The organism is Microvirga aerilata (assembly GCF_016743775.1).
GTDB classification, from domain to species: domain Bacteria; phylum Pseudomonadota; class Alphaproteobacteria; order Rhizobiales; family Beijerinckiaceae; genus Microvirga; species Microvirga aerilata.
This window is the reverse complement of the sequence record NZ_JAEQMY010000095.1, coordinates 1-13,683: the sequence shown is the minus strand read 5'-3', so window position 1 is coordinate 13,683 and position 13,683 is coordinate 1. Positions and strand designations below refer to the sequence as shown.

Below are 13,683 nucleotides of genomic sequence, written 5' to 3'. Positions count from 1 at the left end.
CGGCATCCCGAGATGATCGTCCGCTTCTTCCGCCATGCAGGCCTCTCCGTTACCGGCATCCCGTGAAGATCATTAGTCGGAATTTCGCAGGTTTAGTGGTAATCCCCTGCCCATCCTTACAGCTGCAGTCTGGGTCGAGAGGCGGAGACATTGCGTCTTCCTCGCCTCAAGAACCTTCTTCTAATGATCAGGATTATTGCAATGCCCGGCATCGCACGTCAGTTCGAGCCGCATGTTACCCGTAGTGGTGGCGCGCCCTCCAAGTACCGGTTCACCATTGGCTGCTCCACCTGCCACAGAACGGACACCTACGAAGCCGGCAAGCCCGCCAGTGATGAAATCGTTAAAGGCTATTTCAAGGACCACGGCTGGCTTCTCGCCCGCGATCGCGCTCATGACCTGTGTCCGGCTTGCTTGGCAAAACCCCACGAAGCTCATCAGCCTCGCTCATTCCACGACGCTGGACGCCACGGGTCGCCAGAGGCTGCAGACCCTTCAGATCGCCTGACGGCCTCAGTGGACAAGCGGTCCCACGATACAGCTGATATCCTAACGCGCCACTTGGGCAAGCCCGAGGCGCTCGCTGCGGAGGTCTTCAGACCCAAGCCCGCGCAGTCCTCTCGCCCCTCCACTCCAGATGCACCCCAGCAGCTCATGTTTGCCCCTGCCCTGCCACGCGAGGTGGAACAGGCCCTGACCGGGATGGCCGCGGATCTGAAAAGCCTTCGCTCCACCATGGAGCTCATGGCCGAGCAGATGAGCAAACTAGTAGCTCTTTGAAGTCAGCAGATCGAAGCGATCTCGCGTCTGGCACCCCTGGTGGTTCAATCAGCAGAGGGGATCTCTGGTGGCCTTCGAGATGTTGTCAGCGCGATCCAAACCATCCCAAGCTCATCATCGCCTACGGGAGAGCCCACCAAGGCAGAAGAGCCGCTGATGCGAAAGACTGACTTTGTTGGACTACAGGATCCGGAGATCAGCCCAGAATCACAGCCTGTGATGGTGCCCAAGGTCGAAATGCGGTTGAAGCAGGGCCGGCATCCGGAGCAGGCCGAGGACCACACCCGTAAAACTGGTTCCGTGTCCGTCTTCGTGAAGTCGATCCGAGATGCTAAGCGTCCGGACCGGTTCTACACCTCGATCCGCCTGCCGCGGGCGTTGTGGGACAGCGCCGGATTCGGATCAACGGATCGCCTCCTGATCGATTGGACTAGCAAGGTCCTGACCATCAGCCGTGCGGCCGAGGGTGGCGTCAAGCCCAAGTCCGTTGGTGAGGCTGCGGTCGTTCTCCAGTCATGGAAGCTGGGGAACCTGAACCTTGATCAGCCGAAGGTGAGTTGTGGAGAGCTCTCTCTCCGCCTGACAGGTGGGCGATAGCTCCGCGAGAGCGTGGAGTTATGAGCTGCCAAGGCAGCTCATCATTGCTAAGTTTGCACTTGTTGGAGCCGGCAGAAATGCTGATCGGGAGGCTGAAGAGCGAGGTCTCCTCTCACCGAGACCCCGATCAGATCAGTTGCGATGATACCCGAGAACGACTTTGTCTCTCCTGGCATCACGCTGACCGTCAAGCGCTGATAGGCCATCTCAGAGTCACCAAAGGAGAGCTTGCTGACCCGGCATTCAACGGCAAGCTCCCTGATAAATTGTTGCCCTTTGTTGGTGATCGTACCCTCGGCCAGCAAGGTGAACCGGCTCGATCGTCGTGTTGGCACAGTCTTAGTCGTGAGCACGAAGACGGTCTTTGCCCTCACCTCCGCCTCAAGGCTCACCTCGGGATAACCGTTGACCCAGATCGAAAGGTACGTGAACGGCAGCAGCACGACCCTCAGCGCCAGGAATGCCACGAGCAGGATGAGAACCCACCGCATAAAGGGTGTGGCGAGAACAAGGAAGCCGATCCCGTACATCGCCACAGCGACCATGACGATGAGGATGCCGAGGCCGGCCACCATGCCCAGCGTCTCAGCCATGGCTATGGCTGCCCTGTCAGGAGATCAACAGTCTCAATCTTGTACTGAGGGGTACAAGTGAAGCGCTGAGGGTCGGCCTCACTCAGATAGCCATCACCATCAAGCCTGAGGCGCAGCATCACCACTGCACCTGGATTGACGTAGCCATAGTGATAGGATGAGGCGACCCGAGCCACGTCCCACACGGGCTCAGGATCTGATGCTTGTTGAGGTGCTCTTGGCCTCATCTCACATCGCAGAAAGACGTCATAGATCCGGGCTCTCTCCCGGTTGGAGATCAACGCCGAGATCCCACTGACATGCCTGGTGCCTGGCATCACCTCAGCTTGAACATTCGACAGCGTGACGGCAGTGGCGTCAAACCGCGACAACGCGGCCCGCTTAGCCTCAAGCTTCGGGTTATCAGGAGAGCAGCGGCCCAGGATCAGGATCAGCCCCACGGTCGCAGCGAGCCAGAGAAAATTGTGGAGGATGAATCTGACGAGCAGATGCAGCAGCACACCGACAACGCCACCGATCAGTGCTCCCCGCATGGTTGGTGACGACATCAGGTCAGATCTACCAGATCAGCGAGGGGTTCGACCTCCTCAAGACATTCCGAGTAGTCCCAATCGTGGATCCCAAACAGCGAAGCAGATCGGTTAATGGCGCGTCCCTCAGCATGATGCCGAGGCACGAGCACTCCAGCTTCTTTGAACTTGTCGCGGATCGTTTGTACGGTGAGAGGGTCTACCCTCTTGTTATTTGGCGCGTAGATCCCACTCAGGAGCCACAACCCGCCGCTCAGGCCCTGCAACTCAACAATCGCTGCAGGATGATGCCACTCAAAGTACGCATTGCGCTGCAAGAAGGCGTAGGGCACCTTGCGCCGGAGGCAATTTGAAAAGCGGCGGCCAGCATCCCTCATGGCATTAGGGGAGGCCAGGAGCGTCACCTCATCGGTGTCCTGCATCGGCGAGGAGAACTGAAAGCGCGGCACCTTGTCGACTACCCGGATCAGCCAATTCGTCATGGAGGTCGACGAAGATCTCAGGCTCGCAAGGCTCTGGAAAGCTTCCTCCTGAGCCTCCACTGGACAAAGGCTGAAAACATACGGCAGGACTTGACTGACCCCGTCTATCTGGCCGAGCGAGCTCAGGTGAGCGATGACCTCCTTTCGGAGAAGCGGCGGCTCCAGCCGAAGTGCCGCTTCAATACTCATGTCTGAGACTGGCACCCCCTCCTGCAGGAGCTTGCCCCTATCCTCATGCTCTGGGCTCATGAGGCTGATGAGCTTCACGTAGCTCTCCTCCAACAAGAGCCTGTCGCCAATCACGCGAAGCAGGCTTAGAAGCCTGGACGAAGGAGCGCCAACAAGAGCATCGCCGATGGCTTGTGCTTGCGCAGTGATCAGAACGCGAGCAACCTGCCCAAGCAGCTCAGGACCCGACGTGCTCTCTATGAGACCGGCATCTCGAAACCGTAACGTCACCTCGTCCAAGCCCCTGCCGTCGAGCATGCTCAGCGCCGCGAAGTTGGTCTGCCGCTTCAAATTCGAGCACGTACACAGATAGCTCAGATAACCGGGCCAAGCCCGGTCAAGCCTGATGGCGACAGGAAGGGGCCAGCCGGAGAGCGGCTGGGGAGGCGGGGTTGGATGCATTGACGGAGTCTCCTGGGCTGGGTCTTCACTGACCGTCCCATGAGCTCAGAATCCCGCAACTACTTTTTCGGCCCAGGATGAGGACGCCAGCTAAGGGCTTGTGGTCGAGCAGCAAGCACCCACTTAGAATTCGCCACAAGCCTTGCTGCCGTCACCATCACAGACGCACATTATGGGCGATGATACCCTGGCCATTGAATCGATCGCCGAGTTCGTTAAGCTCTTCGACCGTCATGGTTTTCCAGTTTTCGCCATTCTCGGCAATCTCTGCTTCCGGAACGCCCTCGAGCCCGCCTGATGCTTGAACGCGCCGTAGAGCGGCCAGAAGGTGTGCGTGTTCCCGCTCTGTGAGGACCACGAGCAGCTTTCCGTCAGGATCGATAAACGTCTCAGGGTCATGAACGTTCTCGGCGCCGGTCTCGTCATCAGGCTGGACAAGCTTGATCTCAACTGCCACTGGGAAGTCCAACGCCTGCTTGAGATCTGCTTCAACTTGCCTGGTAAGATCCACCAGTTCCTCCGGCGTGAAGGCTCGTGCGGCAAACTCAAATTGAGAATCTGCAATCCACTCTCCCTGCATTGCAAGTGGGTTTCGTCCGCTCTGCACAACCCACAGATCGTAGAAGAAGCGGCCGAACCCTCCGCCGACATACGTGACAGATGGGCCAGATAAATGCGTGTCGACGGCCTGCCGCCGCTGACTTGCCTCATGCATATTCGCACCAGCCACCCAAACCGTGATTGATACAACCGTGCCCACATTGGTGGAATCGTTGTCCGCCGTCATAATTGAGTAGCCTCACCGCATTGCGCGCTCGGCTGTTCGCCATCAGCCTCATCGTCACACCACCACCCCGAGGTATCAGGGTAGTGAAGCACAGGCTTTTCACGAGCAAGCAGCTCCCAATCAACGACACCCTTGACGGTGCCGGGAAACGGAAGACCTGGCACCTCATGGACGATGACGCCAGTACCCGCATCGAGCTCGACCTCGTCGTGAGCCCAGTGATCAATCAGCATCTGCCCAGCCTCGGCAGGGGAGTCGGCGACGACAAACATATCTAAGGCCACGGCCTCCTCATTGGTCGCGGTAGCAAAATACAACTTCATTGCGCAGCCCTTTCCTTTACCTGGGTGATCCGGCGCTCTAACCATGTGTAGGCTTGCTCGACGGACGAGAGGAATGGGAGCGCGTGGTAGGTCGCGTCTCGCCAGTCAGTGTCACTATAGCGGTGGATCACGAAGAACCTATCATCGGTCAGCAGATGAATAGCTTGGGCAATGATTGCAGCAACCTCAGGCGCTTGACAGCGGCGTGCTGCCGCAACGCCCTCAGCCGCCACGTTGGTTATTGGAATTCCAGAGCTCGTCGAGATCTGTTGGATGGTTCGCACCATAGCTGCGACCTCAGCGGATCCGTCATCGGGTGATAGGCCGTAGGCCTCGATACGACCTGTAGCGCCATCACCATAAAAGCCCAAGCCGTGCAGATCGGGCGGGAAACTTTCAGGGCTAAATGCATAAGCAACGGATTTCATATTTAGACAGCCTAATCATTAAAAGGAGGTGACTGCTCACACCTTGTGGACAGCCGCATTGCTCATAAGGCTGAGTGCGCATCAAAGCGGGGATCGGTTGCCAGGTTGAGCTCCTTCAGCTAGCAGGGCTGCTTCGATCATTGTTTTTGCTTCAGCCTCGGGCGTTGGTAGTGTCTCGACGTGAATCTTCACGATACGTTCCTTTGAGACGAAGAACGTGAAGTGCGAGGACGCGACATGATCAGCAAAAAGCTTGAGAAAGACCTTCAACTGATTGTCGGCCGCGATATTAGCCGGATGAATTTTGTCATCAGGGCCGGAGGCATACGTCGTGTAGCACTCCACGACCCCCTCAGCGAGGAGATCACGGAGACTTCGCTCTTGATGAGCCGCCATCGCTGTCATATGCCTCAGCACCATGCTAGCGCACTTGTCAAAGGTTGCATCCTCGAGAGGCGCCTGCCACTCGATAACGAAGTGATCGTGGGTACCTACCATAATGGTGAGAACCCCGTTGATGTAGTGCGATGAGGTTGTCATTTTAGGCTGCTTCCGCCATCTGCAGAGCCTCAAGATGCTCTGCGAAATCGATCCACGTGCTACGGCCGTCCTGATGCACCACACCGCCACTGGTACTGACATCGTAGCCGCCATCATCGAACACGCACGATTGAACGTGGAGGCTACTGTCTGGCACCATGAAGGTACGGACGAGATCGAAAAAGCTGATCTCGATCTCCTCTGGCCATTCTGCGGGACTGGTCATCCAGGTTCGCGTTGCCTCCGAGGCATCACCGCTGGTCGAGCCTGCGCCTTCCATCGATTGTTGTTCGGCCCAGCTCTTGCATTCCACTGGAACTGGCAGCCATGATGGCCATTCTTCGAACAATTCCGATGGCTCAATCACAGACGGCCACCATCCTTCACCGTTCGCAGCGGAGAGGCAAAACCGCGAAGGCTCCGTGCGATCCTGCACGTAAGCAACATCGAGGAGCTGACAGAATTCGATGAGCTCCTCAGAACTCCGGACATGAAACCAAGAGGTTTCTGCCGCAGCAGACGTATAAGACATGAGTTGTTCCAATCAATGAAGTCTAGCAATCATCAGGCACTAAAATATTCCTGATGCTTTTGAATTTACGCGAGGTGGAGCCGTCCTGTCGAAATTAAAATTCACGCCCGTGGCGGTTTATTGTTGTGGCACCTCAGCACCAGCTGTGCCTCGGCCGCACAGCCCCGAACCTCCCTATCAGAAACGTCGCTCCTGGCTCGAAGCCTTCGCCCGCGTCACAGCCGTCCATGCGCGGTGTCGAAGGCGTCGTATGCTCCCATTCGCATCGTCTGCAGGTAGCGAGATGACTGTCGACAGGACAGTCGGCTTCAGGACAGTGGTGTAGGCAACAATGAACTTTGTTGGGTGACTGTGCCACGCCGTCATGCTCACGCATAGAGCAGCAGCGACTTCTCGAGCACGCTTACGCTTGCCTGAATGATACGCTACCATAAGCATCTGCCCGAAGATCACGTGTATCAGTTCATGATCGATGATAACAACACGCTCATGGAGCTTGTTGTTTGTCTGCGTAAACACACGGGCGCGCCTCACTTGATGTCTTGGCCTGTGTATGCGACGGCGAACCATGGTCGATCACTGCACTGGGCAGCGATCTCACCGACGTAAACTACGTCTTGTCGTGCCATCACACCGCTTTTCCAAAGCCTATGGAGGTCAGCTCGGGCTGATCGACGTAATATCGCAGTCGCATTGGCCCTGCGGGTGAGCCGTAAGTCGGCTGATCATCAAGATTGCCGCTGGTTACCATCCACAGCACAATCTTCTCGAAAAGGGACTTCGGAATGACGGCGTAGGTGGGCCGTTTTCCCTGCCTGCTGGCATCGAGAATTCTCTTGTCGAGAAGGAGGGACAACTCTGAAACAAGATCAGGATCAGTGATGCTCATCGCGCCACTCTCTGAAGCGCAATTCCAATCAGGGAACTGCCAGCGACAGCCTCCCGCACAGAGGGATCTGTGATTTTGAGGTGACCGTCCGCCACCTGTGCTACGACCTCCCACGCCTCGTCAGCTTCCGACAACACCACTGCCAGCGTGCGCCAATTGGAGAACGGAGCTTGCACCTCCTGCCCGTTGTACCAGAGCATGAGGTGAGGATGCAGCCGCGTGATCGTCAGCGCATCGTCCAGGGCATCGACGACGCAGTCATAGATTGCAGCAGCATAGCTCGGCCGTGCAGCCTCGCCGATCTGAAGCTGACACTCCATGGCATTTGTGAGGGTAGATCCCACCGTATAGTCGCCAAATTCGAAGGTCGGGCGGACGGCGAGATAGGTGAGATCAGATAACGGCGGCGTATCGCACCAGACCAGTCTGGCCCCTGGACAAGTCTGCCGAGACAGGCTCAGCATATGGTGATTGGCAACCGGCGAAGGAGGGCCGGCCACATGAGCAGCGTCGAGCATGGAAGCTTCCATTCGTACAAGAGGTGTCGCGGCTGCCCCGAAAATCAGTCGAGGGTGCCTTCCCATTCGACAGATTCAATCTTGATGGCGGCCTGACTGGTTTTCTACATCGGCGCCTGCGTCTTTGTCTACGTCGACGCCCGAGTCAATTCGACTCATGTATAGCCTGGAGAGCAATGTTTCTCCTACAGATTACTTCGTTTATTATTACGGCATTCGACGGAGTGACCCGCTCCTGACCCGAGCGTTCCTATGGACGTGCAGCGCGAACACGACCGTAAGAAATAACCAGCACCTCTCATGGTAACGGTGCCGAGCTTTGGCGCCGTTGCGATAGTCACGTGCAAGCTGTTATGGAGCTAACCATGCCTAACGCTCTGTCTCCCACATCGCTACCAGCGACACTGAGAAGGGTAGGTGCCGCTTTTGCGCGCGACCGGATCCACCAACCGCAAGGGGTTACCTGTGTTGATCGTGGCGCTGAGGATATCAGCCCTGTCGCAGCCCTCATCGGCGAAGCACTCGCTGAAGCATCGACCACTCCACAGAATAAGCCTGATCTCGTCATGCGCCGCGTCATCTTTCGAAGCCTGGCGATCGGCGATGACAGGGCAGGTAGGGCCTGTTAGGGCTTGAGCCATCGAGAGCAGCGGCGAGGCAGAGCACGCCCATGAACGATGAGGCCGTCGTCTCGTAGCGGGTTGCAACAGCGCGCTACTCCTTGAGCCGGGCCCAGAGCCGCCCGAAGAGATTTCGATTGTTATAAATCCAATCTGGACAAGCGACCGGCGCCTCATGGCGCTGCGGTGGAATGGCTGGCTTGGCTCCCATGCTCCAGACATGCTCACGAAACGCATAGCTGGTGTAGCCGCGATCCGCAACAACCCAAGTCGGCACACATGGTAACTGCTCCAGCAGCGGAAGGTCGTGAGGCAGCTCGTGCGCTTGGCCAGGCGCGATCCGAAAGGCGACGGCGCGTCCAAGGCCGTCGGCGATCACGCAAGCCTTGGTGCCATAGCCGCCACGAGAGCGGCCAGGTGCTTCACGATCGTCTCGCTCAGCTTGAGAGCTCCTTTTCGGCAAGCGCCTGCAGCCTTCTGATGCGCCCACAGGTTCATGCCATCCAGGAAGGTCATGCCGAGTTGGATGCCATGGTTCTGCACCAGATGGAGCAGGCGCTCCCAGACACCTAGACGCGCCCAGCGGATGAATGTCTGACCGGCCCGCCACCACGGGCCCAGTTCAGCCGGCATAGAGCGCCACTTTGCGCCGTTCTCGGGCCCAGTTCAGCCGGCATAGAGCGCCACTTTGCGCCGTTCTCATGACGCCACAAGATCGCCACAAGCGTGCGGCGCAGATCCTGCGGCGGGGTTTTGCCCTTGGTACGGCACTGCTCCACCAACGGCCTGTGCCCTCAAAAAACCGGTCGGTACGAATGGTGGTTAAGACCATTACCTCACCTCCCTATGAGCAATGTTCCTGATCCCTTCCACGAGCAGAGCCGATTGGATCATGAACTTGGCGACAACCTCGCGATCGGGAAGAGGCTCGACCTCGAAGTTTACGGTACCATCATCCCTAAGGTAAAAAGTGAAGTTCGGCGAACCGGCAAAATCAGAGAGGACCCGCAACCAGATCTTCAAAAGTTGGTCGGCTTCCACGCTGGCCGGATTGGCATCGTCGGCTGGGGTCTTGATCCACGTCACGTAAGCGTCCAGCGCTTTCTCAACGAGATAGTCACGGAGAGACAGGTTGAAATCAGCCACGAACACCTTGGCACGTTCTAGAGTTTTAGCACAGACTGAATTGAAGGTTTCGTTGTCGAGGGGCGCCTCCCACGGGGTCTCGAGGTAATCGCCATTGGGTCGCACGAGCGTTAGCATTCCCTCAACGAATTCTGTTGAAATAGACATCTCAAATTGCTTTCAAAAGATTGTGTCCTGACCGCAAAAGGCTTGGTCATTGAAGCCACCTTGCCAGACAGAGACTCAAGAGTTCAATTTATTTCTTCGCACAGTACCTGGGCCTGAAAAGGCTGCGAGATCATCCCACCCGGATTGTTACTTGCACCCGGTTGTACTCTCAGCATCAGCTGTGCGGGAAAGCATTCTCGCCGCCCTTATGCTTCGGCGGACGCCCACGCTTCCTCACGGTCCCGGCGTCACGCTCATCTTTTCTGAGAGCCTCTCGGGCCTTCCTCTTGCTCATGCTGTTGCTGATCCTCGCCTTGGCCGCGCGGGCCTGCTTCTCGGCTTCCGTCTTCACGGTTTTGGGCCGTCCGACAGGCTTCGGCTTGTGCTCATCCACGCCAGCCTCGATGACGTGCTCCAAAATGCTTTTAAACGGGCGTCCGGTGGCCTCGATGAACCCCTTCAGGAAGGTCGCTTGGGCAAGATCGTAGACCCGGAACTCGCCGTCTCGCGGGTCATCCGGCACCCGCAGCCACGACCGGAAGAAGAACTGCACCAAATCCTCGTTCTGACGCGCTCGAACGATCTCTTGGTAGGTGATGCCATATCGGGCAAATGCCGCGACCTCTGCCCGAGACGGTTTGGCGGTGTAGATGAACGAGCCGCAGGTGAGGTGCTTGTAAGCATCTGATCCAGCGATCTTGGGGTTGAGCTTCTGACCCGGCAGATTGCGCTTAATCAGTTCATGCAGATTGGCCGACCAAAAATGATTTTCAGGATCGGTGTTCTGCATGATCCACTCGGAGGTCTTCCGGAGGGCTTCAGCACCACCCGTATCAGCCGGATTGGTCCAAAAACCCGTCCCAGCCCGATGGGTGCTGGCAAAGTACCGTATGAGGACAGTCCGAGGTAGCCACTGCCGATCATCGGGGATGCTAAAAGGTACGAGCCGAACCCCAGCCTGCTTCAGCAGCTTAAAGGTGAGGGAGTCCTCAAATGAGTTTGCGAGGATCATCACCCTCTTGAAAGCATCGAGTTTCTCTGGGTTCCAGACGGAGCACCATGACCACCTGCGGCCATCCGCTGTCTCCTCCCAGGAGGTCAGCTTCACCAGCGGTCTGGTGTTCTTCCAGCGCCGGTAGAGATCACGGAAATCATCCGAGATTGCAGCATCCTTTGCACAAGCTGTCGGTGTTGGAGCGTCCCGGCAAATGGTCACCTCGGACCATTCATCGTCGAGTGGCTTGAGGCCAAAGAAGCTTTTGTAGAGCGACCAGGAAAAGGGAGATTGAAGCTCTCCGAAGCCCCAGATGTTCGGTGTCTCATCGATGATCAGGGTCCAACCCTGGTAGGTGGACAGATCGGACGAGAGCAGACCCTCATGGGTGCAGACGACCACCCGATGTGGTGCGTCATGATCTTTGGTGGGCTGCTCTCGCAGAGCTTGTCTCACGTTCTCTGTGCCAGCCTCGAATTGGCCCTCGCTCTTGCTGAAGATGGCTTGGACCAGAGGGTGGGTTCCTTCGGCAGCGGCCTTCTTCTCGATCCTCTTGATACGGGTGTCGATGACCTCTCGCCGGTCTACGGCGAAGAGGTACTGACCAGGGGTAGAAGCCATCATTTGGCAGGCATGTTCAGTTTTTCCGGCAGAGCATAGGGCTCCGCTATATTCAATTTTAATCACGTCAGCATAACTCTTAAGTATCGCTGTGTATTGTTTGCAAAAAGCAAAATCTGTTGAGTTGAAAGGGCTTGGCATCTCGATATTTTGGCGAGAACACCAAAATTAAATCTGATGAAGACCAGTATGGTCTTCATCATCTATGAGAATATCATAGCAAATACTTTGATGTCGAAATTAATCTGTCCGCTCCCGCGTTGTACAACCATCCGCCCGATGGGCGGCTACTACAAGTCCGAACCGACGAGATGAAAGATCGAGAAAGCGCTGAGGGGTCGTGGACGAGCGCGAGCGAAGGCCAAAGGCCCCTCCTGCAAGACGAGCGCAAGGCGCTCGGCTTCTTCACCTTCGGCATCGATCAAGGCCTGGCCACCCGTGAGAGCCAAGCTCCTTGGCGACCCGCTAAGCGGGTAGCCATCAAGCTATAGCGCAAGCAGGCGTCCCGCTCGGGAGCGTCCCTCGCTCTGCCACCTCCTTGCGGCCTTTGGGCAATTCGAGGGTTTATTCGTCAGAAATCCTGTCCCTTCGTGACTATTCTTTATGGGATTTATTGAGGACATCTTTTTACAACGCGGGTGCGGACGCAATTTTCTGCTCCGCACAATAAGCTTGGCGCTTTGCACCCCGTGATCATTCTTCTGGTCCAAACCACCACAAGAAGTGCGAGTTTCGACCACACTTGCATGGATAATCGCTTATCAGCATCGTCGCTAACATGCACCTCAAATGGATCACAAGGCTTGCTCAAAGTTACGAAAAAGTTATTGCGCGCGAGAGTGCCAATATTGTAAGATCAGACTATCAACAATTAGAGATGACTATTTTACAAGGTGTTTGATTTATTATGTTTTGTTTTTTTAACACCAGAAATGCTGTGGCTTTCCCTGATCACGATGCCTCTAAAGCAAATCAGATCCTGATTTGGACTGCCTCCGAATTCGTTCGTGCTGAAGGTAAGCCTAAGCTATGGAAAGCAGCTTCGCATGGCTGGGCGACGCCCTTCCATTCTACGCGTCATACCACCTACACTGGGGCTGAAAATCGCCCCGGCAGGATGGAGTTCACCACACCCATCACTAAGATGTGCTCCTGCAACAGCCATCCCTGCTCCTGCTTCTTTTGCGAGGAGGTCGGCTATGCATAACGACAGCAAGCTTATTGTTCCTATCTCCTATAACACTCAGGAGCAGATCATGCGCGTTCTCGTGCGTGGTGGGTTTCCCGAGGCTTACCATATACCTTCTAACGGCTTGGCAGAGCGGGTCGGAGTCCAGAAGCTGCATCTCAGGGGCCTGGATGATGTCGCTTAATCCAGACTGTTCACTCGTTTACACGATCCCAGCCCACATTGTACTCGCTAAAGAAGACAGCATCCGGGCTGCCATCAAAAAATCTGGTCACGAGATACCCAAGTCTTTGCCTCCTCGCGAACTTGCTAGAATCGAAATGCTTGATTATCTGCATGATGCCGCAGACGACCTGCGCATCCTGGACCTTAATGTGGGCTGTCTGATAGACCGCGACGGCAATTTGGTAGTTACCCTCGGTTTCAATCACGAAGCTGACATGGCCCTCTTCAAGAGTCATGTGATTTGATTAAAGAGCTTGGAGGTGGAAGCGACCTCCAAGCTGTCTGATACTGCATCGATCTTGGCGACTATATCTGCTCTGCCTTCATGCCCGAGTAATGGACCGCCTCAGAACATCCAGTGAATACGTCGCAAATTTGGAGCAGCTGCCATACGCGCGATACCATCGCACGCACTGGAGGTTCAACGAGCGGTCGAAATGACAACCTTTTAACATCGCGTACCTCCAGACGCTGCTAGGGCGTGTTGCCGCTTGAACTAATTGGATCGGCCTGCGTTTTGCTCGTTCCGGCTTCCCTGCTGACGCAGCTAGTTTTTGTATCCAGACAGGCGGGCTGCCGGCTGCTCCAGCTTCGCGAGCAATAGGCTTTGCACAGCCTCGTCATAGGAACGGCTATTCAGATCGTCCCTAAGGACCTTTTCGCGCTGCAGGAAAGCTTCGACCAAAACAGGATCGTGGCGCTGCAACAGTCGCATGGTGGGGAGGCAAGTCACATGATCCGCCCATCCTCTACCCTCTCAGGGGCGTCGATTCAGATACTGCATGGTCACCGTCCTTTGTCGCACTTGCAGTATCAGACCCATTGGAGCGCCTTTCAGGACGCGTCCGGAGGGGCTATGGGTGGGAAACGGATGTTGATGGTTTCATCTCACGTGGGCCGTACGCCGGGTCAACGAGCCGCCCCTTAACGGTTGATGCCGACCAACGAGGAAACGGTCTGGGCTTGACCAAATCGATCTGCTCCTCGCCATGCGTCTCCGCATGGCGAGGAGCTCGACGCTCGGGTCGATCTTGCGGAACTGCCAGAATTTCCGTGTACGGGCCGGGTTCATCATCCCAGCCTGAAGCGGCCTTCGAAGAGAATGGCGAACT

15 protein-coding genes and 1 pseudogene are annotated in these 13,683 nt (G+C 56.4%); 3 read left to right on the top strand and 13 right to left on the bottom strand.

The window, feature by feature from the left end:
• Positions 1-201: 201 nt before the first annotated feature.
• Together JKG68_RS33870 and JKG68_RS33865 are read left to right on the top strand one after the other, a co-directional pair.
• A complete protein-coding gene (locus JKG68_RS33870; protein ID WP_246515927.1) occupies positions 202-780 on the top strand; it encodes a hypothetical protein in 579 nt (192 codons plus the stop codon).
• Between the two features lie 156 nt (positions 781-936).
• Positions 937-1,377, top strand: coding sequence for a hypothetical protein (locus JKG68_RS33865; protein WP_246515925.1), 441 nt, complete (start codon positions 937-939; stop codon positions 1,375-1,377).
• 47 nt (positions 1,378-1,424) lie between these two features.
• On the opposite strand, the gene JKG68_RS27250 is transcribed toward JKG68_RS33865, so the two are convergent.
• The 13 genes and pseudogenes from JKG68_RS27250 to JKG68_RS27190 all read right to left on the bottom strand — a co-directional run bounded on the left by JKG68_RS27250 (position 1,425) and on the right by JKG68_RS27190 (position 11,298).
• A complete protein-coding gene (locus tag JKG68_RS27250; protein ID WP_202065033.1) occupies positions 1,425-1,970 on the bottom strand; it encodes a hypothetical protein in 546 nt (181 codons plus the stop codon).
• Between the two features lie 2 nt (positions 1,971-1,972).
• Complete coding sequence (locus JKG68_RS27245) at positions 1,973-2,503, bottom strand: hypothetical protein (RefSeq protein ID WP_202065032.1); 531 nt, start codon at positions 2,501-2,503, stop codon at positions 1,973-1,975.
• Positions 2,504-2,517: 14 nt separating this feature from the next.
• Positions 2,518-3,612, bottom strand: coding sequence for a hypothetical protein (locus tag JKG68_RS27240; RefSeq protein ID WP_202065031.1), 1,095 nt, complete (start codon positions 3,610-3,612; stop codon positions 2,518-2,520).
• 157 nt (positions 3,613-3,769) lie between these two features.
• Entirely contained in the window at positions 3,770-4,399 is a 630-nt protein-coding gene (locus JKG68_RS27235) for a hypothetical protein (RefSeq protein WP_202065030.1), read from the bottom strand.
• Complete coding sequence (locus JKG68_RS27230) at positions 4,396-4,722, bottom strand: hypothetical protein (RefSeq protein WP_202065029.1); 327 nt, start codon at positions 4,720-4,722, stop codon at positions 4,396-4,398. Before JKG68_RS27230 ends, JKG68_RS27235 begins: the two co-directional genes overlap by 4 nt.
• On the bottom strand, positions 4,719-5,150 hold the full coding sequence (locus JKG68_RS27225) for a hypothetical protein (RefSeq protein WP_202065028.1): 432 nt from the start codon (positions 5,148-5,150) through the stop codon (positions 4,719-4,721). The genes JKG68_RS27230 and JKG68_RS27225 overlap by 4 nt, the downstream gene beginning before the upstream one ends.
• 81 nt (positions 5,151-5,231) lie before the next feature.
• Positions 5,232-5,690: a hypothetical protein gene (locus JKG68_RS27220; protein WP_202065027.1), complete on the bottom strand. Its 459-nt coding sequence runs from the start codon at positions 5,688-5,690 to the stop codon at positions 5,232-5,234.
• Between the two features lies 1 nt (position 5,691).
• Positions 5,692-6,222, bottom strand: coding sequence for a hypothetical protein (locus tag JKG68_RS27215; protein ID WP_202065025.1), 531 nt, complete (start codon positions 6,220-6,222; stop codon positions 5,692-5,694).
• A 628-nt stretch (positions 6,223-6,850) separates the two neighbouring features.
• Positions 6,851-7,111, bottom strand: a complete 261-nt coding sequence (locus tag JKG68_RS27210; RefSeq protein ID WP_202065023.1) for a hypothetical protein — start codon at positions 7,109-7,111, stop codon at positions 6,851-6,853.
• Positions 7,108-7,629, bottom strand: coding sequence for a hypothetical protein (locus JKG68_RS27205; protein WP_202065021.1), 522 nt, complete (start codon positions 7,627-7,629; stop codon positions 7,108-7,110). The genes JKG68_RS27210 and JKG68_RS27205 overlap by 4 nt, the downstream gene beginning before the upstream one ends.
• A 576-nt stretch (positions 7,630-8,205) precedes the next feature.
• Positions 8,206-9,031: pseudogene (locus tag JKG68_RS27200) on the bottom strand (IS5 family transposase).
• A gap of 49 nt (positions 9,032-9,080) precedes the next feature.
• Positions 9,081-9,542, bottom strand: coding sequence for a hypothetical protein (locus tag JKG68_RS27195; RefSeq protein ID WP_202065020.1), 462 nt, complete (start codon positions 9,540-9,542; stop codon positions 9,081-9,083).
• Positions 9,543-9,717: 175 nt separating this feature from the next.
• A complete protein-coding gene (locus JKG68_RS27190; RefSeq protein ID WP_202065017.1) occupies positions 9,718-11,298 on the bottom strand; it encodes a hypothetical protein in 1,581 nt (526 codons plus the stop codon).
• 1,218 nt (positions 11,299-12,516) lie between these two features.
• Between JKG68_RS27190 and JKG68_RS27185 the strand changes: the two genes are divergently transcribed.
• Positions 12,517-12,816 carry a hypothetical protein gene (locus tag JKG68_RS27185; protein ID WP_202065016.1) on the top strand — a complete coding sequence of 100 codons (300 nt, stop codon included), beginning with the start codon at positions 12,517-12,519 and terminating at the stop codon, positions 12,814-12,816.
• The last annotated feature ends 867 nt before the right edge of the window (positions 12,817-13,683 follow it).